Origin of the sequence: Streptomyces sp. NPDC056452, from assembly GCF_042796085.1 — a bacterium.
In the GTDB taxonomy this organism is placed as follows: domain Bacteria; phylum Actinomycetota; class Actinomycetes; order Streptomycetales; family Streptomycetaceae; genus Streptomyces.
On the sequence record NZ_JBHTRI010000007.1, the window covers coordinates 116,397 to 136,651 of the forward strand.

Here is a 20,255-nt window from a genome sequence, read left to right on the forward strand (position 1 = left end):
CCGAGCATCCCCTGGCCGGCATCTCCACGCCCCGGTCCTGGACGGCCCGCCGGTAGGGTCGGCCGCAGGAGAGCACTGATCCGGGGGGACTCATGACGGCTGCGGGTGCACCGCCCATCGTCTTCGTGCACGGGACGCGGTTCAGCGCGGGACAGTGGAGTCCACAGCTCGCCGCACTCCAAGAGGACTTCCCGGTGGTTGCCGTCGACCTGCCCGGACACGGCGCCCGCTCCGCCCAGCCCTGGAGCCTGAACGCGGCGACGGAGATCATCGCTTCCGCGGTGGACTCGCTCGGCTGCGGACCGGCTCTCGTCGTCGGCCACTCGCTCGGCGGATACGCCTCGCTGGAGTTCGCGCGACGCCGCCCCGAGCAGCTGCGAGGGCTGGTCCTCGCCGGGGCCAGTGCCTCGACCCGTGGCCCGTGGGCAAGGCCGTACCGGTGGGCGGCCGGGCTCGTCCCCCGCATACCGGCGGACCGGCTGACCCGGTGGAACGACCGGTTGCTGCGCCGGCTCTACGCACCCGAGGTGGTCGACGCGACCATCCTTTCCGGTTACGCCTTCCACACCCTGCCGGCCGCCTGGGGCGAGGTGCTGGGCCGCTTCGACGCAGGTGCGATGCGTCATGTGGCGGCTCCCGTGCTCATCCTGAACGGCGAGAAGGACACCGTCTTCCGGTCCGGCGAGTCGGACTTCGTCCGCGCCCATCCGTACGCCCGCGTCGAATTGATCCCGCGGGCAGGACATCTCGCGAACTTCGATGATCCGGACGCCTTCACCGATGCGGTCCGCCGCTTCGCCCAGCAGCTGCCTGCTGCCGGCTGAACTCGCCGGAGCCTGGCCCGTCAGGGCTTCCCGGGCACAGTGGGAAGGTCCAGGAGCTGTCGGGTATGCCCCGGCACATGGCTCTCGGCGAGGCCGTCGATGAGGCTCGACAGCGGGATCGGCCCGTCCAGCACCAACTCGTCGTCGGACAGCAGGAGCGTCGGCACCAGGACCGAGGCGGCTTGCTCGTTGAGCCGATCGGCGATGTCGCAGAGGACGGCGGCCTGGCTGCGGACGTGATCGATCAGGTCCGCCCTGCCCGAGTGCTCGGCGATGATCCGCCCAAGGTTCCAGGTGTCGAGGGAGACCCGGTTGTCGAAGGCGGGCCGCGCGCCGGCCACAACACCGAGAGCAACCGCCGCGGTTGCGGCATCGACGCTGAGGACATGCGCCAGGATCCGGTCGGCGTTCCACCCTCCGTCGTCGGCGTCGCCGAGGTCGGGGGTCGCCGCGGCGTCGAGCAACCTGCCGTAGGCGCTGCGCAGTTCTGTCGTATCCATGGATGCCTCCTCAGTCGGGTCGTGTCGAGGGCGATTCCCGCTCGGCCGCCTCGGCGACGCGTTTGATGTCGGCCAGCCGCCGGTCCCAGTCGGTGGCGAGCGTGGCCATCCACCGTGCCGTCGCGTCCAGCGCCGCGGGCCGCACCGTGTAGCGGACCTCGCGTCCGACCCGGCCGCCGGTCACCAGACCGGCGGCATCCAGAACGGCGAGGTGCTTGACCACTGCCTGGCGCGATACGGGGAGCCCCTCGGCGAGCGTCGTCGCGGTGGCCTCGCCCTGTGCGGCGAGCAGATCGAGCAGTCGGCGTCGCGTCGGATCGGCCAGCGCACCGAGGACGCTGTCGACGACCTCGGCCGCGCCGGGAGGTTCTTCCGTCACGTGGAAGGCTGTTCCGCGCGGGCCTTGAGCGCGTCGAGCTCCAGGGGCCAGCCTCCGCTGTGGTCCTTGAGGTTCTGGCTGCGCAGCTCCTGGGAACCTGCCAGCGCCGCGAACCCGCTCTCGACGACACGCAGCCGCGTCCGGTCGCCCTCCTGGGCCAAGGTGAACTCCACGAGGGTGCTGTTGTTCTCGCGCAGCTCCTCCCCGGGGAAAGCGCTGGTCCAGCGGTACGCCAGGTACGTCGGCGGCTCGACCTTCTCCACGCGCACCGGGAAGTCGCCGTGCTCGGGGTGCTTCGCGATCATCACTGCCCCTTCCTCGGCCACCGTGCCGGGCAGGCTCGCCTTGTCGGCCACCCAGAACCCGGGCTGGGCCACCAGCGACCAGACCCGTTCCAGGGGGGCCTCGATCAGGGTTTCGCGTTCGATCCGGTCCTCGCTCATGAGCTGACTCCGTTCATCGCCGCCAGTAACTTGCAAGCCCAGAGTTGCACAGCCCTGGACTTGATGCAACCCAACGGTTGCACATCCGCCCCGAGTCAGGCGAGGGCGGCGACCAGCAGGGCGAAGGCGGCGACGATGACCGCGACGCGGACGTAGTGGAAGCGGTCCCAGCGGTTCATCTGCTGCTTCCAGTCGGCAGGCCGGTTCTCAGGGGTCCACGTCTTGCCCCGGTTGTTGATCGGGACGAGCAGCGCGATCGACATGATCACGCTGAGGATCAGCAGCCCACCGGCGGTGACGACAAGGCCGGCGCCCCGGTGGCCCCATCCGGCGACGGCCCAGACCGCGACGAGGACGAGCGAGCCTATGTACCAGACCGGCATCACGGCGCCGAGCATCCGGCCCCCGTGTGCGCGGCCGAGTTGACCACTGTCGTCGGGGAGCGCATCCAAGATCCGGTTGATGACGAAGGCGACGGAGAACTCCACTCCCACCATCAGGCCGACGGTCACGGTGGTGAACACCTCGAGTGCGTTGAGCATGATGACCCCTCTGTTTTCTAGCGTTGCTAGCTGGTGAGGCAACGCTAGTACTACTGCTGCTTGATTGTCTAGCGGTGCTAGGATCGAGTCATGTCGGTTCAGGAACGCAAGGAGCGTGAACGGGGGGTCCGCGAGCGCCTCATCGTGGCGACAGCCCGTGAACTCGCCGAGCAGCAGGGCTGGGACGCGGTCACCACCCGCCGCCTCGCCGAGCGCATCGAGTACAGCCAGCCCGTCCTCTACAGCCACTTCCGCGGCAAGCGCGAGATCATCGGCGCCGTCGCCCTCGAAGGCGCTGCCGAGATGGCCGCGGCGCTTCGGGCCGCGACCTCCGCCGCGGACGGCCCGCCCGCCCGGGTCACCGCTCTCGCCCGCGCCTACCTCGCATTCGCCGTACGCAATCCGGCGGTCTACGACGCCATGTTCCAGCTCGACGGCGGCCTGGCGTTCGCGGCCGAGGAGACCCCGGAGCCTCTGAAGGACGCCTTCGCCGCCCTCCTGGAGACTCTCGGCGAGGTCGCCGGGGACGGCGTCCACCCGGGACTGTTCACCGAGGTGTTCTGGGCATCCCTGCACGGGCTGGCGACCCTGACCCGGGCGGGACGGCTGCCCCCGGGGGACGCCGAGCGGAGAGCCGAGCTGCTGGTGGAACGACTCGCCGTGCTCTGACGCTTGGTACGGCCGAGCAGCAGGCGTCTTCGGGCCCGGCTGCCCTGCCTGCGGCAGCGCTCCCCCAAGGGCTGTCCCGCAATCCCTGGCCGGACAGCCCTTAGTAGGGGCCGCCGCGAAAGAGCACGCTGCCGCTGTGCTGCGGGCGGTCCCCGCGTTCGTGGGCCGCGTCCGACCGGTCGGCGGGGGCCGAGAGACGGGCGAGGGCCCGGAGGGTCTCCAGGCCGGCCAGCACCTCGTCACGGCGCGCCGCGGACTTCATCCAGGCCGGCAGACGGGCGAACATCGCCATCGTCGGGGAGGCGTGACGCTCGCGCAGCCGGGCTCCCACGTAGGCGGCGAGAGCATCGACGTGCTCCTCGTCGTAGGCCCACAGGACCCGTCCCGCACAGCGGGTCTGAAGCCAGAGCGGCCGCCGGAAGAAGGGGTCCTCGGTGCCGCCGGGCACCGCGCCGACCAGACCTGCGCCCCGCTCCTCGGCCGTCCAGTCGGCGACCGCCCCGCAGCCGGCGCAGGTGAGACGGCGGGGCCGGAAGAGGAGGGCGCTGAAGTACTTCGGGGCGTCGAGGCCGGGGAGAGGCGCGACGAGCGCGCGGCCACCGCACCTCGGGCAGACCACGAGCACCCGGCCGGTGAACTGGACGAGCCACTGGCCGTGGTCGTGATGGCGGACCGGTTCGGGGCGCGCGGGCTCGGAGCTCATGACGGACACCCTGCCAGGCCCGGACCACCCCGGCGACAGGGTTACGGCGGACCCGGCGGGATCCCCACCTCATGCCGCGGCACCCACCGCGGTGTTCAGCGGCTGTCGCGCTCGATCTCGTCCAACCGCCTGCGCGCATGCGCGCGTTCGGGCTCGGTGCCTGCCAGGCCGAGTGCCTCCCGGTACGCCTCCGCGGCCTCCGCGTGGCGGCCGAGACGGTGCAGCAGGTCGGCACGCGCGGTCGCATAGGGGTGGTAGGCGCGCAGCCTCGGCTCGTCGGCCAGTTCGTCCAGAAGGGCCAGCCCGGCCGCGGGCCCGTCGCGCATCGCCACCGCCGCGGCCCGGTTCACAGCGACGACCGGCGACGGGGTGAGCGCCTGCAGCACGTCGTAGAGCGCCACGATCTGCGGCCAGTCGGTGGCCGCGACGGAATCGGCCTCGTCGTGCAGTGCCGCGATGGCGGCCTGCACCCCGTACGGGCCGGGCGGGCCGCCCTCCAGCGCGGTGACCACCAGCCGGGTGCCCTCCTCGATCATGGCGGCGTCCCAGCGGCCCCGGTCCTGTTCGTCGAGCAGCACGATCTCCCCGCCGGGTCCGGTCCTGGCCTCGCGCCGGGCATGGATCAGCAGCATCAGCGCGAGCAGCCCGGCCGTCTCCCGCTCGGCGGGCAGCAGCGTGTGCAGGATCCGGGCCAGCCGGATGGCCTCCTCCGCCAGGGCGATCCGCTGCAACTGCGGGCCCGAGCAGGCCGCGTACCCCTCCGTGAAGATCGAATAGAGGACCTGGAGGACCCCGGGCAGCCGCTCCGGCAACTCGTCCGCGCCGGGCACACGGAACGGGATGCGGGCCTCGCGGATCTTCTTCTTGGCCCGCACGATCCGCTGCGCCATCGTCGTCGGCGGTACGAGGAAGGCCCGCGCGACCTCGGGGGTCGTCAGGCCCGCCAGGCAGCGCAGGGTCAGCGCGCTCCTGTCCTCGGCGCCGAGCGCCGGGTGCGCGCACGTGAAGAAGAGCTGCAGCCGCTCGTCGGGGAGACCACCGTCCACGTCGGCGGGCGGGGCATGGCCGGCCCGGTCCGCCTCCACCTGCAGGACGGCCAGCCGGGCGGCGTACGCCTGGTCGCGGCGCAGCCGGTCGACGGCCTTGCGCCGGGCCGTCGTCAGCAGCCAGGCGCCGGGCCGGGCCGGTACGCCGTCGACCGGCCAGTGCACCAGGGCCGCCTCGATGGCGTCGGAGGTGACCTCCTCGGCCAGGTCCAGGTCGCCGAAGCGACGGACGAGGGAAGCCAGCAGCCGGCCGTGCTCCTCGCGGAAGACCGATGCGACGGAGGACACCGCAGATGGCCCGTCCTCCGGCGCCGCCCCGGGTCCGGTGGCTCCCTCGTCCATGACGCTCAGGCCCCGAAGTCGGCGACCGGCCGCACGACGACCGACCCGCTGCCGCGCGCGCCCGGGCACCGGGCGGCCCAGTCGAGGGCGACATCGAGATCCGGTACGTCGATGACGAGGAAGCCGCCCAGGACCTCACGGGTCTCGGCGAAGGGCCCGTCCGTGACGGTCCGCTCCCCCGCGGGTCCGACACGGACCGTCGTGGCGGTGACCAGGTCGGCGAGCGACTCACCGGAGACGAGGATCCCGGCGTCCTTGACCTCCTTGTCGTAGGCCATCCAGTCCTCGACCGTGCACTCGGCGGCGCCACCGCTCTCGTCGGTCGCACCGCTGTGGATCAGCAACATGTACTTCATGGTCCGGCTCCTGTCGTGCTTTGTCATGCTCTGTCTTGCGTCCGGTACACGTTCTCCGTGTACACCATGACGACGTACGGGACCCCGGCGTATCGACACGCCCTTCCAAGATTCTTTGCCCGCCCGTCGAGCGGGGCGCGGGGTGAGGAGCAGAGCCCCTGCTCACTGGGCTTGCAGTTGCCGCAGCGGCAGCTTCTACCGTCGTGAACAGGGCCGGAGAGACCGGCCCAGGTGAAGCACTGATGAGGGAGGCGGGCGATGGCCTGGCCGATTGCGGAGGTCGCCCGGATGTCAGGGGTGACGGCCCGCACGCTGCGGCACTACGACGAAGTCGGACTGCTGCCGCCTGCCTGGATCGGGACCAACGGCCACCGCTACTACGAGGAGCGCCAGCTGCTGCGGCTGCAGCAGATCCTCGTCCTGCGGGAACTGGGCGTCGGCCTGTCCGAGGTCGGCCGGATCCTGGCCGAGCAGGTCGACGAGCTCGAAGCCCTGCGCGGCCACCGTCGCCGGCTGCTCGCCGAGCGTGACCGGCTCGACGCGCTGGCCGGGACCGTCTCCCGAACGATCACCGAGCTGGAGCAGTCCAGAAAGGATGGTGGACCCATGACCGGTATCAGCCGGCCCGAGAACCTCTTCGAGGGCGTACGGCCCGCCCAGTACAGGGAGAGTCTGCGTGACTTCCCTGAGCTGGCCGGGAAGGTCGAACAGCGCGTCGCCGGGATGAGCCAGGACGAGATCGAGGCCGGACACCGGGAGCGCACCGCGCAGATGATCCGCCTGGCGGAACTGCTGGCCGCCGGTACGCCCGCCGGCGACGACGCGGTGCTGGCCGAGATCGACGGCCAGTACCGGGCGCTGACCGAGCTGCGCCCGGTCTCCGCCGAGGAGTACCGCGCGATCGGGCGCTCGTGTGTGGAGAACGCGCAGTGGCGCGCCGCGTACGAGGCGATCGCACCCGGCCTGGCCGCGTACCAGCGGGACGCCATCGAGGCGTACGCCTCGACCTGGCTGCGCTGAGCCGGGCGTGCCGCCGCCACGGAAGTCGACCCGTGGCGGCGGCACTTGGGCACACCGCCGTCCGGAGCGAGGACCGCTGACGCGGGTCAGGACTCCGGGTGGGCGGGGTCCTCGTGGTCCCGGACGCGGGCGTGCAGGTGCATGTCGTGCCGGCCGTCGGCGTGGACGGCCGAGCTGCGCTTGGTGCCCTCCAGGACGAAGCGGGCCCTGGCCGCGACCCGGCAGGAGATCTCGTTACGTGTGGAGTGGTCCAGCTCCAGACGGTGGAACCCGGCCTCCCCCAGCGCCCAGTCGCTCACGGCGGTGAGCGCGCCGGAGGCGACACCGCTACGGCGTGCGGCCGGGAGGACCCAGTACGCGCATTCGGCGACACCGTCGTCGAGGTTCATCCCGCGCAACGCGATGCGGCCGAGCACCTCGCCGCCGTCGCGGGTCACCGCCCAGTTGGCGGCCTTCTCCTGTGCCCAGTCCTGGCGGTAGCCGGCGAACCACTCACGGGCCTGCTCCTCGGAGGCGGGGCTACGTGTGTGCCAGCGCCGGATCTCGGGATCCCGGTAGGCGTCGAGGAAGACCGGGGCGTCGGCGGTGTCCCACGGCCGCAGCACCAGCCCCGAGGCGCGGAGCACGGGATGCGGAGCGGCGACGAGAGAACCGGCGGAGATGGCGGACTGCGTGGACAGCACGTGGGTCATGACCCCATCGTGCCCGCCCCGCCGTGCCCGGTACGGTCGGGTGCGAGGTTCGTCCACCACCAGTGAGCACGAGGATGCCGTGATCCGAGAGCTGTACAACGTCCGCACCGTGCCCTCGGAGCGGGCGACGACGACTCCCCTCACGCCGGACGAGGAACGACGTTGCAGGGCAACGCTGTTCACCGAGCTGGGCAACCGGATCGCCGACCGCGGCTGGGTGCGGTTTCCCGCCCACAGCCGGGAGGAGCGCGCGCGGCTCGTCGACGTCGGCCGGATGCTGAGCGAGCACTGGGGCATGACCGTCACGGTCGAGGCGGAGGACGAGTGCGCCCTGCGCCTGTCGCTCGCGGGTCACGCCCTGCGCCCGTAACGACAACGGACGGACCGGGTTACGAGGGCTCCCGCAGGCCCGTGTCCGCCGGGGAGGCGGGCGGTGCGGCGGCCAGGGGCAGAAGCTCCGGGCGCTTCGCGGTGCGGCCGTCGCCGGAGGACCTGCCGCGCAGTCGTCGTCCCAGCCAGGGGCCGAGGAACCCGGCCGCCCAGCGCAGTTCCGCCCGTGCGGCCTGCAGGCCCGAGGGAAGGGCCTGCGGCGGCAGCGGGAGCGTCCAGCTGTCGTCGCTCCCGGGCAGACCGATGGCCCGGGCGACGGCCGCGGCGATCCGCTCGTGGCCGAGCGGGCTCGCGTGCAGCCGGTCCTCGCTCCACAGCCGCGGGTCGGTGGCGACGGCCTGCGGTGCGATGTCGGCGACCGTGACGCCGTGCCGGGCCGCCGCCGCGCGGATGCGGGCGTTCATGTCGAACACGCGGGACCTGACCGGCCGGGCGATCGGCGCGATCTTCCCCACGTCGGGGAAGGTCATCGTCACCACATGGGCCCCGGCTGCCGTGAGCGCGGCGAACATCTCCTCCAGGTGCCCCGCCACCTCCTCGGCGTCGAAACCGGGCCTGAGGAGGTCGTTGACCCCGGCCAGCACGGTCGCGAGGTCGGGGCGCAGGGCGAGCGCGGGGCCCAGCTGTTCCGCGCGGACCTGGCCGGCGACTCGTCCTCGTACAGCCAGATTGGCGTACTGGAGACCGGGGTTGGCGGCCGCGACGCGCGCGGCGAAGAGGTCGGCCCAGCCGCGCAGGCCGGTGGCGTCGTCGCCGTCGCCGACCCCTTCGGTCTGACTGTCGCCCAGTGCGACGTAACGCAGGTACTCACCGCTCGGCACGGGTGGTCCGCCTCTCTCTCAGCACGTTCGCGATCCGCAGGCACCAGTCCCGGTGCCCCTCCTCGAAGGCGAGGCCGCGCAGGCACGTCAGGTACGGACCGACTCGCTCGCCCGTGCGGAGGTACTCCTCCTCGTCCAGGTCACCGCGGAACTGCCGCAGCAGATTGCCGAGGAGTTCGATCTTCGCCTCGGCAGCGGACGCCCGCTCCTCCAGCTGTTCGATCACCGGCCCGGTGCCGATGCGGTCGGCGGCCTGGACCTTGACGAGCAGGTCGTCGCGGATGAACGAGGGCTTCGAGACGTCCGCGGCGAACCGTTCCAGCTCGGCGCGGCCGGCGTCGGTGACGTGGAAGAGGCGTTTGTTGGGCCGGGTCTCCTGGATCACCTGCCGACCGGCGACCAGCCCGTCCTTCTCCAGCCTGGCCAGCTCCATGTACAGCTGCTGGGGCAGGGCGTGCCAGAAGTTCGCGACGCCGATGTCGAAGGCCTTCGCCAACTGATATCCGCTGTACTCACCGTCCAGCAGTGCTGCCAGCACGGCATGCCGCAAGGCCATCGAAGCGCTCCTTCTCCCGTTTCTGGTCCGCCTTCCATCCTACTCAATAAATTGTCTAGTCATACCTTTGAGCACGCGAGCGGGAAATCATGTGGAGGCGCACTGCACCGGCCACGAGGATGACGGGATGAGCAACCACGCCGTTCCCGCTGAAGCCTTGCTTGTTGTCGACGTCCAGGACGCCGCCGTCGCCGGTGACGGAGCCCTGCCGAACGCCGCCGGACTCCTGGACCGGACGAGGGACCTCCTCGCACGGGCACGGCGGGACGGGGCACTCGTCGTCCACCTGCAGAACGACGGGAAGCCCGGAGCGGGCGACGAGCCCCACACGCCGGGCTGGGAGCTCCACCTCCCCGTCGAGGCCGGCCCCACGGAGACCGTGATCCGCAAGACCCACGACGACGGATTCAAGGAGACGGCACTGGGGGCCCTGCTGACCGGCGCGGGAGTGCGATCGCTCGCCGTCTGCGGGCTGATGTCCGAGATGTGCGTCCAGGCGACGGCCCGCACCGCGCTGGCGCTCGGGTACCGCGTCGTCCTTCCGCACGACGCCCACGCCACGCACGACATCCCGGCGGCTCCCGGAATCAGCGGGGTGATCCCGGCCGCCATGGTCTCGCGGGTGGCCGCATGGGCGATCAGCGGGGGCGCCGACGTCACGACGCGGGCCTCGGACGTCGGCTTCACCGCACCATCCCGGCCCAACTCCCCCACAGCCGCCTGACGGTACGCGTTCCGCGACGCATCGACGAGAACGGGCGAAAACTTTCGAAGCGTTGACCGAAATCTGTCGGAGGGCTAGCCTGCCGCCTGAATCCCTGGGCGCAAGTGAGGACGCGGTCCATATACGTGGACCGAACTCCCTGCTTGCCCCTACTTCTTCATGCCCTGCTTCCCCCACCCGCCCAGAGGGAGCACCACCGTGAACCGAAGATCATCGATCATCGGCCTGCTCGCCACCGCAGCACTCGCCGCCACCGTCGCCACCCCCGCGATCGGAGCCGGGGAAGGTGGCCACGGGCCGGGCAGTTCGCCGGCGCCGACGGAACGGAACGCGCGCTGGGTGAGCACCTGGACGTCCATGCCGCAGCTGACGGAGCCGGGCAACATGCCTCCGGCGCCGTTCACCCAGGAGGGCTCCGTGCTGACGGACGCCACCCTGCGGCAGACCGTCCACGTCTCGGCCGGCGGCGAACACATCCGGCTGCGCTTCTCCAACGCGTTCGGCGGCGCGGTGCTGCCGATCACCAAGGTGACCGTGGCCCTGCCGCGCGACGGCAAGGCCGGAACGAGTGCGGTCCAGCCGGGCACCACGCACGAGGTGACCTTCCAGGGGCGCTCCTCGGTCTCGGTGCCGGCCGGTGCGCAGGCGGTCTCCGACCCGCTGGACTTCCGGCTCGAGCCGGGCTCGAACCTCACAGCGACGGCCTACCTGGCCACCGGCCAGGCGTCCACCGCGATCACCTCGCACCCCGGCTCCCGTACGACCTCCTACCTGCAGGCCGGGAACCACGTCGGCGACACGGACCTCACCGGGGCGACGCCCACCGACCACTGGTACTTCCTCAGCGGCGTCGAGGTCTGGTCCAGGAACACCACCTCGGCCGCCGTCGTACTCGGTGACTCGCTGACCGACGGCCGGGGCTCCACCACCAACATGAACGACCGCTGGCCCGACCTCCTGCAGAAGCGCCTCAAGGCCGGTCCCGCCACCGCGAAGGCCGCGATCGTCAACCAGGCGGCCGGCGGCAACAGGCTGCTCAACGACGGCCTGGGCCCCAACGGCCTGGCCCGCCTGGACCGCGACGTCCTGGCACAGAGCGGCGTCGACTGGCTGCTCGTCTTCGAGGGCGTCAACGACATCGGCACGGCCGAGGCATCACCGGCCGCGCAGAAGCAGGTCGCGGCCGACGTCATCGCCGCGTACGAGCAGATCATCACGCGGGCCCACACGCAGGGCATCCGTGTGTACGGGGCGACACTCACCCCCATCGGCGCCAACACCGGGTACGACGACCCGGACGGCTACCGCGAGGAGGCACGGCAGACCGTCAACACCTGGATCCGTACGAGCGGCCGTTTCGACAGCGTGCTCGACTTCGACAGGGCCGTGCGCGACCCGCTCGCCCCCACCCGGCTCCGGGCCTCGTTCGACACCGGCGACCACCTCCACCTCAACCCCGCGGGCTACCAGGCCCTGGCCGACGCGGTCCCGACCCGGCTGTTCCAGCAGGCTCCGCTTCCCCGGGGCTTCGGCTACAACTGACCGCTGTCTAGGGTCGGGGCATGACCGACCACTCCCACCTGGCCGCCGTCCGGGACTCGTACGACACCGTCGCCGCCACCTATGCCGTACGGGTCCCGCGGCCCGCCGAACTCGACCCTCTGAACCGGGCGATGCTGGCCGCCTTCGCCGAGCTGGTGCTTGCCGGGGGGAACGGACGGGTCGCGGACCTCGGCTGCGGCCCGGGCCTGGTGACGGCGCACCTGGCCTCGCTGGGCCTGGACGCGTTCGGCATCGACCTGTCCCCCTCGATGGTCGGGATCGCCCGGGAGGGCAACCCCGAACTGCGGTTCACGGAAGGCTCGATGACCGCGCTGGACCTCGCGGACGACGAACTGGGCGGCATCCTGGCCTGGTACTCCACGCACCACACCCCACCGGAACAACTGCCGCTCGTGTTCGCCGAGTTCCACCGCACCCTGGCGCCCGGCGGGCATGTGCTCCTCGGCGGTTACATCGGCGACGACGAACGCCTGAGCCCCACCGAGGCGTACGGCCACCCGGTGTCCTACCGCTCCCACTTCCTGCCTCTGGACCGCCTCGCGGAGCTGCTGCGCGGGGCGGGTCTCGTCGTCGCGGCGCGCCTGGAACAGGCGCCGAGCGGGCGGGCGAAGCGACCCGACGTCTGCATCGTGGCCCGGAAGCCGCAACGCCCGTAGACCCCTGAACCGCGGGTCCCTGCGCCGCCGTGCGCCGCGGCGCCGATCGCGGCATCCTCGCAGCGGCGGTAAATTGTCGACATCAGCGCCACCGGACACCGTGCCGGGCCGGGCGCGGCCCGGCAGGCGTGCGGCACGGCCGACGTGCGGCGCAGCCGGCCCGGTGGGTGCACACAGTCCGTACCGACTCGTTCGAGAGGACCCGTCATGCCGTTCATCACCACGCAGGACCGGACGCCGATCTTCTACAAGGACTGGGGAACGGGACAGCCTGTCGTGTTCAGTCACGGCTGGCCCCTGAACGCCGACGCGTGGGATCCGCAGGCCCGGCTGATGGCGGAGAACGGCTTCCGCTCCATCGCCCACGACCGGCGCGGGCACGGGCGTTCCGGGCAGCCCTGGAACGGCAACGACCTCGACACGTACGCCGACGACCTGGCGGCACTGATCGAGGAGCTCGATCTGCGCGACATCATCCTGGTCGGCCACTCCACGGGCGGCGGCGAGGTGACGCGCTACATCGGCCGCCACGGCACGGGCCGGGTCGCCAAGGCCGTCCTGCTCGGTGCGATCCCGCCGCTGATGCTCAAGACGGAGGCGAATCCGGAAGGGCTGCCGCGCGAGGTGTTCGACGGTATCCGCAAGGGCGTCGCGACCGACCGCTCCCAGTTCTACCGGGAGCTCAGCGAGGCCTTCTACGGCGCCAACCGCCCGGGCGCGGACGTCTCCCAGGGCACCCGCGACGCGTTCTGGCAGTGGTCGCTGCAGGTCGGGATCAAGGGCGCGTACGACTGCGTCGAGGCGTTCTCCGAGACGGACCTCACCGAGGACCTGAAGGCGTTCGACATCCCCACCCTCATCGCCCACGGCAGCGACGACCAGATCGTCCCCATCGTGGCCGCGGCGGAGAAGTCCTCCAAGATCGTCAAGGACGCCACGCTCAAGGTGTACGAGGGGGCGCCGCACGGCCTGTCGATGGTCGCCCCGTTCAAGGACGTCTTCGACGCGGACCTGCTGGCCTTCGCCCGCGCCTGAGCGGGCCGCCCGCACCATCCGGCCCGGCGGCCGCGGAAGCCCTGCCGCCGGGCCGCCGGCCGCGCCGGTCAGGCCGAGGCGAGCCAGTCCCGGTAGTGGGTGGGCGCGATGAGCACGTCGCCCTTGGCGATGATGGCGTCGCCCGGTACGGCCGCGAACATTCCGGCGCTGTCGTCCGTGACGACGGTGCGCTTCTCACCGCGGGCGGCCAGCGTGATCCTGCCGAGCTCGTCCAGCGGAAAGACGTCGGGGCCGGCGACGTCGCGGGTGCCGCCGAGGGGGCTGTCGACGGCGACGTCGGCCACCGCCCGGGCGACGTCGGCCGCGGCCATGGGCTGCAGCGGAGTGGACGGCAGGCGGACGGTCTCCCCGTCGTCGGTCCAGGACAGAACCGCGTCCATGAACTCGAAGAACTGCGTGGCCCGGACGATCGAGTACGGGACGGGCCCGGCCTTGAGTACGTCCTCCTGGAGGACCTTGGCCCGGTAGTAGTCGAGGCCGGGCACCTGGTCCGCGCCGACGATGGACAGGACGACCGCGTGGCCGACCCCCGCCCGCTCGGCTGCCGCGAGGAGGTTGTCCATCGTGATGCGGAAGAAGTCGAGGGAGACGTCGTCGAAGGTGGGCGAGTTCGTCAGGTTGACGACGGCATCGGCCCCTTCGAGCGCCTGGGGCAGCCCCTGACCGGTGAGGAGATCGACACCGGTGGACAGCGAGTGCGGTACCGCGTCATGTCCGGCAGCGTTCAGGATCTTCACCACCTGTGAACCGATGAGTCCCGTTCCGCCGATCACTGCGACCTTCATGTCTTGTCTCCCGGAGAGTGAACCCTGGATCCGATATGCCGGATTTGCCACGACTCACTCACTCTACTCAGACGGCCGGGAAAGCGGCCGGGAAAGTACCGCCACGGGCTGAGAAGGTTGATCCATGGCCACTCTGCCCCGGATTGCCCCGATGCTCGCCACGCCCGGCACCCTGCCGCCCGCGGCCACCGACGACCAGTGGGCGTTCGAGGTGAAGCAGGACGGCCAGCGGGCCGTCGTCTATCTGCCGGGAGACGGCACCGTGGAACTGCTGGCCCGCTCCGGCGCCGACATCACGGCCGCCTATCCGGAACTCGCGGCGCTCGGCCCCGCGCTCGGCGGCGTACCGGCCGTGCTGGACGGCGAGATCGTCGCGCTGGACAGCCAGGGACGCAGCGACTTCGAGCGGCTGCAGTCCCGCATGGGGCTCTCCGGTTCGCCCGCCAGAGCCGCCCGCATGGCGGAGCGGGTCCCCGCCCACCTCGTCCTGTTCGACGCCCTGTTCCTCCGCGGCACCAGCCTCCTCCCGCTGCCCTACACACAACGCCGTGCGGCCCTGGAGGGGCTGGGGCTCGGCGGGGCGCACTGGTCGACGCCCGCGGTCGTCGTCGGGCACGGCGAGGAGGCCCTCGGGATGACCCGGGAGGCCGGGCTGGAGGGCCTGATCGCCAAGCGGCTCTCCTCCGCGTACGAGCCGGGGGTCCGCGCCCGTACCTGGATCAAGATCCGCCACGTACACACCGTGGACGTCGTCGTCGGCGGCTGGGTGCCCGGTCGCGGCCGGCTGGACGGGCTGCCCGGAGCGCTGCTGGTCGGCGAACGGCACGAGGGCGGGCTGCGCTACGCGGGCAACGTCGGGACGGGGTGGAGCGACGCGGAGCGGACCACCCTCGGCGAGCTGCTCCAGGTCGCCGAGATCGACACCTGCCCGTTCGACGAGGTGCCTCCGATCGCGGGTGCGCGATGGGTGCTGCCGCGACTGGTCGGCGAGGTGCGGTACGCGACGCGGACCAGGGCGGGGCGGCTGCGCCAGCCCTCCTGGCACCGGCTGCGGCCCGACCTGGCCCCCGACGACCTGGAGTGAGGGAAGGCGCCGGACTCAGGACGCCGTCCGCTTCCTGGCCGCCGTCTTCCGCGCCGGTTTCCCTGCCGACTTCTTGGCCGTCGCCTTTCCGGCCGTGGTCTTCCCGGCCGCCGTCTTCTTCGCGGCCCGCTTCCGGGTACCGGACTTCATCTCGTGCACGGTCGCGTGCTCGTCCTCCGTCCCGGTGGCCTCGCCGCGCGTCTCCTTCGCCGCCTTCACCGAGGCGTTCAGCGCGGCCATCAGGTCCATGACCTTCCCCGACTCCTCCTCCTCGCCCCCGCGCGGCTCCGGCAGCTCCTTGCCCTCCGACTTGGCGGCGATCAGCTCCTCCAGAGCGTCCCGGTATCGGTCCCGGAAGCCGGAGATGTCGTCGAGGGCCATCGTGTCGGTGAGCTGGACGGCCCGCTCGATCTCGTCCTCGTCCAGCTCGACCTCGCCGGGCGCCAGGGACTCGGGGCTGCGGATCTCGTCCGGCCACCGCATGGAGTGCAGCACGATGGCGTTGTCCCGCACCCGCAGCAGACCGAGGCGCTCGCGGTTGTGCCAGGCGAACTTGGCGACGGCGACCTTGTCGCTGCGCTCCAGCGCCTTGCGCAGCAGGGTGTACGGCTTCGCCGCGACCTGGCCGTCGGTCGCGAGGTAGTAGCTGTCGCTGATGCGTACCGGATCGATCCGGTCCGCGTCGACGAACGCCACGATCTCGATCGCCTTCGCCGTCGGCAACGGCATCCGGTCGAGCTCCTCGTCCGTGACCGGCACGGTCCGGTCCTTGGCGATCTCGTACCCCTTGCCGATCTCGTCCTGCGAGAGGACCTCGCCGTCGAGCTCGCACACCTTGCGGGTACGGATCCGGCCCATGTCCTGGAGGTGGTACTGGTGGAAGGAGATCGAGTGGTTCTCGGTGGCGGACACCACCTTGATCGGGATGGTGACCAGCCCGAAGCTGATCGCTCCGGTCCACAGGGGCCGCGGCATCCAGTACCTCCAGACCCCCCTGTCGGCTGGGCCGGGAGGCGGACCGGAGCGCCCGGAAGGGAGAACCGGCCCGAGAGGGCCGAGGCGCGACCGGGCCACCGCCCGTACTCCCGATCCTCGCGCCACGGCCGCGGGACCGCATGTGGATCACCGCAGGTACGTCACGCGCGCGGCAGGTCCAGCTCGCCGACGACCTGGTCGCCGCTCATCTCGCCGGTCCTGCGGAAGCCGAGCCGCAGATAGAAGTCCTCCGGCCCGTGCTCCCCCGGCAGCCAGGTCACCGTCGCGCGCTCCTGCCCGCGCCGGACGATCTCCTCGCACACGGCCTCCACCGCGAAGCGCCCGTACCCCCGGCCCTGTTCACCGGCGGCGACGGCCAGCCGCCAGAGTCCGGAGCGGGGCCGGTCGTCCGGGACCTCCGGGTTGAACCGCACGTCCAGGAAGGCCATCACGAAGCCCACCGGCCGGTCACCGTCGACGATCAGGCGCGGCCAGGCCGTCTCGGGCTGCACGTACGCCTCGGCCAGCGACCGTGCGACCGGAGCGACGAAACGCTCCTGCTCGGGGGCGACCGTCAGACGGCAGGCGTCGAGCACGTTTTCGGGGGTGACCTTCTCCAGGCGGAGCTGCGCTTTCATGCGGGCACCGTACAAATTCCGCCGCCGGCCGGGCCACCGAATACCGGCGGAGCAGGCCGCCGGGCGCCGGTACACACGGGGCAGCGATGCTCCGCGCGACAGACCCTCCACACCTCCTCCACGCTTTCATCACAATTCCGCTTCCTTTCGCCGAAGCCCTCCTCCCGGCTCCCCACCGCTGCGAGCATCGCCGCTTCACCCGCACAGAAATACTGCGCACATGCCTTGGGGGACACATGACTTCGAGAGTGAAGAGCGGTCCGGTCCGGATCTCCGCGGGGATCGCCGTCCTGGCGATGGCCCTGGCGGGGTGCGGAGGAAGCGGCAGTGACGCGAAGACGGTGGCCGACTCGCCCCGGACAGCCTCCGGCGAGCGGGCACTCGCGCTCGTGGACGACGAGGCGAGCGCGGACGCCGGCACGGAGATCGTGATCGAGGCGCTCGCCAACGATGCCGTGACCCTGGAGGACGGCACGGACGCACCGCTCCTCGGCACCTACGAGACGGCCCGGTTCACCTTCTCCGTCGAGAGCCCGACCCCGCACGGGACCGTCACCGTCAAGGGGACGTCGCTCGTCTACACGTCCGCGGCCGATTACGGCGGCGAGGACAAGTTCACCTACCACGTCCTGGTCAACGGGAAGGCGGCACCCAGCGGCAGTGCCGTCGTACGGATCACGGTGGCCGCACCTGCCCCGACCCCGACTCCCACGCCCACACCCACGCCGAAGCCGAAGCCGAAGGTGAAGGTTTCCACCGAGCCCTCGGTGTACTACAGCAACTGCGACGCGGTACGGGCGGCAGGGGCCGCACCCGTCCGCCGCGGGGACCCGGGCTACGCGGCCCATCTGGACCGTGACAACGACGGTGTCGGCTGCGAGCCGTACGGGGCCGGGTCCGGCGGAGGATCCTCCAGCGGTGGTTCGACAGGCGGCAGTTCGACGGACGGCGGTTCCTCCGGCGGCGGCGACACCTACTACGCCAACTGCTCCGCCGTACGCGCCGCAGGGGCCGCACCCATCCACCGCGGGGACCCCGGCTACGGCTCCCACCTCGACCGGGACGGCGACGGCGTCGCCTGCGAGTAGAGCGAACGGAAAGGGAGCGAGCGGAGGGCGCCGAGCGGGCAGATGTGAGTACAGGGGACCCGGGAAGCTTGAAGTTGCTTCAAGTGCGCAATAATCGAGCAACTTCAAGCATCGCTCGCCGTCGTACCCACGAAGGAAGCCCCATGCCGCTCATATCCACCGGTGACATCGCACACCGCGCCAGGACGAACACGACAGGTGTCGGGGCGTTCAACGTCGTGCAGATCGAGCACGCGCAGGCCATCGTCGGTGGGGCGGAAGCGGCCGGGCTGCCGGTGATCCTGCAGATCAGCGAGAACACGGCCCGCTACCACGGCTCCCTCGAACCGATCGGGCTCGCCTCGCTCGCCCTCGCACGGGCCGCGAGCGTTCCCGTGGCCGTCCATCTCGACCACGCCGAATCGGCCGGCCTCGTACGCGAGGCCGTCCGGCTCGGCTTCACCTCCGTCATGTTCGACGCGTCCACGCTCCCGTACGACGAGAACGTCGCCGCGACCCGCGCCGTCGCGCAGTACTGCCACATCCACGACGTGTGGGTGGAGGCCGAACTCGGCGAGGTCGGCGGCAAGGACGGGGCGCACACCCCCGGGGTGCGCACCGACCCGGACGAAGCACGGGCGTACGTCGGCGCCACGGACGTCGACGCCCTCGCCGTGGCCGTCGGCAGCTCGCACGCGATGCTCACCCGCGACGCCGCGCTCGACTTCGGGCTCATCTCCCGGCTGCGCGACGCGGTGGGCGTCCCGCTGGTCCTGCACGGCTCGTCCGGAGTCGGGGACACGGGCCTGGCCAGGGCCGTCGCCGCGGGCATGACGAAGGTGAACATCTCCACCCATCTGAACAAGCTGTTCACCCAGGCCGTCCGCGCCTACCTGGACACCCACACCGAGGCGGCCGACCCCCGCACGTACCTCGGCCCGGCCCGCGAAGCCGTCACGACCGAGGTGACGCGCCTGCTGCACGTCCTGGCCCGGACCGGCCCCGGCCAGGCGCGATAGGGTTCGGCGGCGAACAAGGAGGAACAGGTGGCGGCACACACCCGATGGACCCGGCTGCTGGAGATCCTCAGCGAACAGGGTCATCTCGACGTCCTCGACGCGGCCGCGCGACTGGACTGCTCCGCCGCCACCGTACGGCGCGACCTGGACGAGCTCGCCCGGCAGAACCTGCTGACCCGCACCCGGGGCGGCGCGGTGGTCAGCACCGTCGCCTACGACCTGCCCCTGCGCTACAAGGCGGCCCGCAGGGCGGACGAGAAGCAGCGCATCGCGAAGGCCGCGGCCGAACTGATCCCCTCGGGCTCCACGGTGGGGATCAACGGAGGCACGACGACCTCGGAAGTGGCCAGGGAGCTGGCCGTACGGCCGGAGCCCGCGGGCGGCGGGATCGCGCTGACCGTGGTCACCAACGCGATCAACATCGCCAACGAACTGGCGGTCCGCCCGCAGGTGAAGATCGTCGTCACCGGCGGGGTGGCCCGCCCGAACTCGTACGAACTCGTCGGCCCGCTGGTCGACTCCGTCCTGCGTACGCTCGCGCTCGACTACACGATCCTCGGCGTGGACGCCGTCCATCCGCTCTTCGGAGCGGCCACCCACGACGAGTCGGAGGCCGGCGCCAACCGGGCTCTCGCCGAGTGCGCGGGCACGGTGATCGTGGTGGCCGACTCCTCCAAGCTGGGCCGCCGGGCGTTCGCCCAGGTGTGCGAGACGAGCGCCGTGTCGATCCTGGTGACGGACAAGGACGCGCCCGAGGAGACCGTCGAGGAGTTCAAAGGCCTCGGGATCGACGTGCTGCGCGTGTGACGCCCCCGGCCTGCCGGGTCAGCGGTAGTCGTCCGGGTGGCCCTGCATCCAGGTGTTGATGCGGTCGCGGGTGCCGATCAGCTGGGTGCGGTGCTTCTCCAGGTTGGCCGTGGAGGTGTCGTTCTTCAGCTCCGTGCGCAGGGTGCCCATCCAGGCCAGGGGCTCCTTGAAGTGGCCGGGACCCTTCGCGTCCGCCTTCATGGCCTCGTCGAGACCGGTCAGTTCCTCGTTGACCCTGCCCAGGAAGTAGGCGCAGTCACCGGCGCCCGGGGTGCAGGTCTCGTTCAAGGTCGCCTGCAGACCGGCGAATGCGTCGCGGACCAGCTCGGGACCCGCTTCGGCGACCCCCTCCGGGCTCGCCGGGGGAGACGCCTCCCCCTCCGCCCCGTCGGCCGTCGCGCTCGCCGCCGTGGCGTTCACCTCCGGTGCCGCCTGCGGGACGTCACTGCCCGGCCCGTTCGTGGTGGTCGCCTCCGAGCAGCCGACCAGGCCCGCTCCCAGGATCACGGCCGGTATGGCGGCACGCAGAGCGCTGCGGATGAACATGAGGCCCCCCTCGTCGTTTGGCCCAGACCTTACTGCCTGCCGCCGGTCCGCC

26 protein-coding genes are annotated in these 20,255 nt (G+C 71.5%); 12 read left to right on the forward strand and 14 right to left on the reverse strand.

Annotated features, from left to right (window positions below; all coding sequences use genetic code 11):
* Window positions 1-92 precede the first annotated feature (92 nt).
* Window positions 93-824, forward strand: a complete 732-nt coding sequence (locus ACFQ6X_RS09525) for an alpha/beta fold hydrolase (RefSeq protein ID WP_383178469.1) — start codon at window positions 93-95, stop codon at window positions 822-824.
* Window positions 825-844: 20 nt separating this feature from the next.
* Here the strand turns inward: ACFQ6X_RS09525 and ACFQ6X_RS09530 are convergent, their stop codons facing one another.
* The 4 genes from ACFQ6X_RS09530 to ACFQ6X_RS09545 form a co-directional block, all read right to left on the reverse strand.
* Entirely contained in the window at window positions 845-1,324 is a 480-nt protein-coding gene (locus ACFQ6X_RS09530; RefSeq protein WP_383178472.1) for a hypothetical protein, read from the reverse strand.
* A gap of 10 nt (window positions 1,325-1,334) precedes the next feature.
* Complete coding sequence (locus ACFQ6X_RS09535) at window positions 1,335-1,703, reverse strand: ArsR/SmtB family transcription factor (RefSeq protein WP_383178475.1); 369 nt, start codon at window positions 1,701-1,703, stop codon at window positions 1,335-1,337.
* The gene (locus ACFQ6X_RS09540; protein WP_329210645.1) at window positions 1,700-2,146 is read right to left on the reverse strand and encodes an SRPBCC domain-containing protein; all 447 of its coding nucleotides are present in this window, start codon (window positions 2,144-2,146) and stop codon (window positions 1,700-1,702) included. Before ACFQ6X_RS09540 ends, ACFQ6X_RS09535 begins: the two co-directional genes overlap by 4 nt.
* Window positions 2,147-2,241: 95 nt before the next feature.
* Window positions 2,242-2,688, reverse strand: coding sequence for an anthrone oxygenase family protein (locus ACFQ6X_RS09545; protein ID WP_383178479.1), 447 nt, complete (start codon window positions 2,686-2,688; stop codon window positions 2,242-2,244).
* Window positions 2,689-2,778: 90 nt separating this feature from the next.
* Between ACFQ6X_RS09545 and ACFQ6X_RS09550 the strand changes: the two genes are divergently transcribed.
* A complete protein-coding gene (locus ACFQ6X_RS09550; RefSeq protein WP_383178482.1) occupies window positions 2,779-3,357 on the forward strand; it encodes a TetR/AcrR family transcriptional regulator in 579 nt (192 codons plus the stop codon).
* A 100-nt stretch (window positions 3,358-3,457) separates the two neighbouring features.
* On the opposite strand, the gene ACFQ6X_RS09555 is transcribed toward ACFQ6X_RS09550, so the two are convergent.
* From ACFQ6X_RS09555 to ACFQ6X_RS09565, 3 genes are all read right to left on the reverse strand, one after another.
* Window positions 3,458-4,060 carry a hypothetical protein gene (locus ACFQ6X_RS09555; protein WP_383178485.1) on the reverse strand — a complete coding sequence of 201 codons (603 nt, stop codon included), beginning with the start codon at window positions 4,058-4,060 and terminating at the stop codon, window positions 3,458-3,460.
* 95 nt (window positions 4,061-4,155) lie between these two features.
* On the reverse strand, window positions 4,156-5,448 hold the full coding sequence (locus ACFQ6X_RS09560; protein ID WP_383178488.1) for an RNA polymerase sigma factor: 1,293 nt from the start codon (window positions 5,446-5,448) through the stop codon (window positions 4,156-4,158).
* 5 nt (window positions 5,449-5,453) lie between these two features.
* Window positions 5,454-5,804: a YciI family protein gene (locus ACFQ6X_RS09565; protein ID WP_351181475.1), complete on the reverse strand. Its 351-nt coding sequence runs from the start codon at window positions 5,802-5,804 to the stop codon at window positions 5,454-5,456.
* Window positions 5,805-6,062: 258 nt separating this feature from the next.
* On the opposite strand from ACFQ6X_RS09565, the gene ACFQ6X_RS09570 reads away from it, so the two are divergent.
* On the forward strand, window positions 6,063-6,824 hold the full coding sequence (locus ACFQ6X_RS09570; RefSeq protein WP_383178493.1) for a MerR family transcriptional regulator: 762 nt from the start codon (window positions 6,063-6,065) through the stop codon (window positions 6,822-6,824).
* An 86-nt stretch (window positions 6,825-6,910) separates the two neighbouring features.
* On the opposite strand, the gene ACFQ6X_RS09575 is transcribed toward ACFQ6X_RS09570, so the two are convergent.
* Complete coding sequence (locus ACFQ6X_RS09575) at window positions 6,911-7,516, reverse strand: GNAT family N-acetyltransferase (protein WP_383178496.1); 606 nt, start codon at window positions 7,514-7,516, stop codon at window positions 6,911-6,913.
* A 79-nt stretch (window positions 7,517-7,595) separates the two neighbouring features.
* Between ACFQ6X_RS09575 and ACFQ6X_RS09580 the strand changes: the two genes are divergently transcribed.
* The gene (locus tag ACFQ6X_RS09580) at window positions 7,596-7,886 is read left to right on the forward strand and encodes a hypothetical protein (protein ID WP_383178499.1); all 291 of its coding nucleotides are present in this window, start codon (window positions 7,596-7,598) and stop codon (window positions 7,884-7,886) included.
* A gap of 19 nt (window positions 7,887-7,905) precedes the next feature.
* Here ACFQ6X_RS09580 and ACFQ6X_RS09585 read toward each other — a convergent pair whose 3' ends face one another.
* Both ACFQ6X_RS09585 and ACFQ6X_RS09590 read right to left on the reverse strand, forming a co-directional pair.
* Window positions 7,906-8,727, reverse strand: coding sequence for an SGNH/GDSL hydrolase family protein (locus tag ACFQ6X_RS09585; protein WP_383178502.1), 822 nt, complete (start codon window positions 8,725-8,727; stop codon window positions 7,906-7,908).
* Entirely contained in the window at window positions 8,714-9,283 is a 570-nt protein-coding gene (locus ACFQ6X_RS09590; RefSeq protein WP_383178505.1) for a PadR family transcriptional regulator, read from the reverse strand. Before ACFQ6X_RS09590 ends, ACFQ6X_RS09585 begins: the two co-directional genes overlap by 14 nt.
* Window positions 9,284-9,410: 127 nt before the next feature.
* On the opposite strand from ACFQ6X_RS09590, the gene ACFQ6X_RS09595 reads away from it, so the two are divergent.
* The 4 genes from ACFQ6X_RS09595 to ACFQ6X_RS09610 all read left to right on the forward strand — a co-directional run bounded on the left by ACFQ6X_RS09595 (window position 9,411) and on the right by ACFQ6X_RS09610 (window position 13,261).
* Window positions 9,411-10,007 (forward strand): cysteine hydrolase family protein, encoded by a 597-nt coding sequence (locus tag ACFQ6X_RS09595; RefSeq protein ID WP_383178508.1) that lies wholly within the window; start codon window positions 9,411-9,413, stop codon window positions 10,005-10,007.
* A 159-nt stretch (window positions 10,008-10,166) separates the two neighbouring features.
* Entirely contained in the window at window positions 10,167-11,549 is a 1,383-nt protein-coding gene (locus ACFQ6X_RS09600) for an SGNH/GDSL hydrolase family protein (RefSeq protein ID WP_383178511.1), read from the forward strand.
* Window positions 11,550-11,569: 20 nt separating this feature from the next.
* Window positions 11,570-12,226, forward strand: coding sequence for a class I SAM-dependent methyltransferase (locus ACFQ6X_RS09605; protein ID WP_383178514.1), 657 nt, complete (start codon window positions 11,570-11,572; stop codon window positions 12,224-12,226).
* Window positions 12,227-12,433: 207 nt separating this feature from the next.
* A complete protein-coding gene (locus ACFQ6X_RS09610) occupies window positions 12,434-13,261 on the forward strand; it encodes an alpha/beta fold hydrolase (RefSeq protein WP_383178517.1) in 828 nt (275 codons plus the stop codon).
* Window positions 13,262-13,329: 68 nt separating this feature from the next.
* Here the strand turns inward: ACFQ6X_RS09610 and ACFQ6X_RS09615 are convergent, their stop codons facing one another.
* Window positions 13,330-14,067, reverse strand: a complete 738-nt coding sequence (locus ACFQ6X_RS09615; RefSeq protein WP_383178520.1) for an SDR family oxidoreductase — start codon at window positions 14,065-14,067, stop codon at window positions 13,330-13,332.
* A gap of 124 nt (window positions 14,068-14,191) precedes the next feature.
* On the opposite strand from ACFQ6X_RS09615, the gene ligD reads away from it, so the two are divergent.
* Window positions 14,192-15,151: a non-homologous end-joining DNA ligase gene (gene ligD / locus ACFQ6X_RS09620; protein ID WP_383178523.1), complete on the forward strand. Its 960-nt coding sequence runs from the start codon at window positions 14,192-14,194 to the stop codon at window positions 15,149-15,151.
* Window positions 15,152-15,166: 15 nt separating this feature from the next.
* Here the strand turns inward: ligD and ACFQ6X_RS09625 are convergent, their stop codons facing one another.
* A complete protein-coding gene (locus ACFQ6X_RS09625) occupies window positions 15,167-16,126 on the reverse strand; it encodes a Ku protein (RefSeq protein ID WP_383178526.1) in 960 nt (319 codons plus the stop codon).
* A 161-nt stretch (window positions 16,127-16,287) separates the two neighbouring features.
* A complete protein-coding gene (locus tag ACFQ6X_RS09630; RefSeq protein WP_383178529.1) occupies window positions 16,288-16,764 on the reverse strand; it encodes a GNAT family N-acetyltransferase in 477 nt (158 codons plus the stop codon).
* A gap of 236 nt (window positions 16,765-17,000) precedes the next feature.
* On the opposite strand from ACFQ6X_RS09630, the gene ACFQ6X_RS09635 reads away from it, so the two are divergent.
* From ACFQ6X_RS09635 to ACFQ6X_RS09645, 3 genes are all read left to right on the forward strand, one after another.
* Complete coding sequence (locus tag ACFQ6X_RS09635; protein WP_383178532.1) at window positions 17,001-17,852, forward strand: excalibur calcium-binding domain-containing protein; 852 nt, start codon at window positions 17,001-17,003, stop codon at window positions 17,850-17,852.
* A 143-nt stretch (window positions 17,853-17,995) separates the two neighbouring features.
* Complete coding sequence (locus ACFQ6X_RS09640) at window positions 17,996-18,850, forward strand: ketose-bisphosphate aldolase (protein WP_383178535.1); 855 nt, start codon at window positions 17,996-17,998, stop codon at window positions 18,848-18,850.
* Window positions 18,851-18,877: 27 nt separating this feature from the next.
* Window positions 18,878-19,657 carry a DeoR/GlpR family DNA-binding transcription regulator gene (locus tag ACFQ6X_RS09645; RefSeq protein WP_383178538.1) on the forward strand — a complete coding sequence of 260 codons (780 nt, stop codon included), beginning with the start codon at window positions 18,878-18,880 and terminating at the stop codon, window positions 19,655-19,657.
* An 18-nt stretch (window positions 19,658-19,675) separates the two neighbouring features.
* Here the strand turns inward: ACFQ6X_RS09645 and ACFQ6X_RS09650 are convergent, their stop codons facing one another.
* On the reverse strand, window positions 19,676-20,203 hold the full coding sequence (locus ACFQ6X_RS09650; RefSeq protein ID WP_383178541.1) for a hypothetical protein: 528 nt from the start codon (window positions 20,201-20,203) through the stop codon (window positions 19,676-19,678).
* Window positions 20,204-20,255 lie beyond the last annotated feature (52 nt).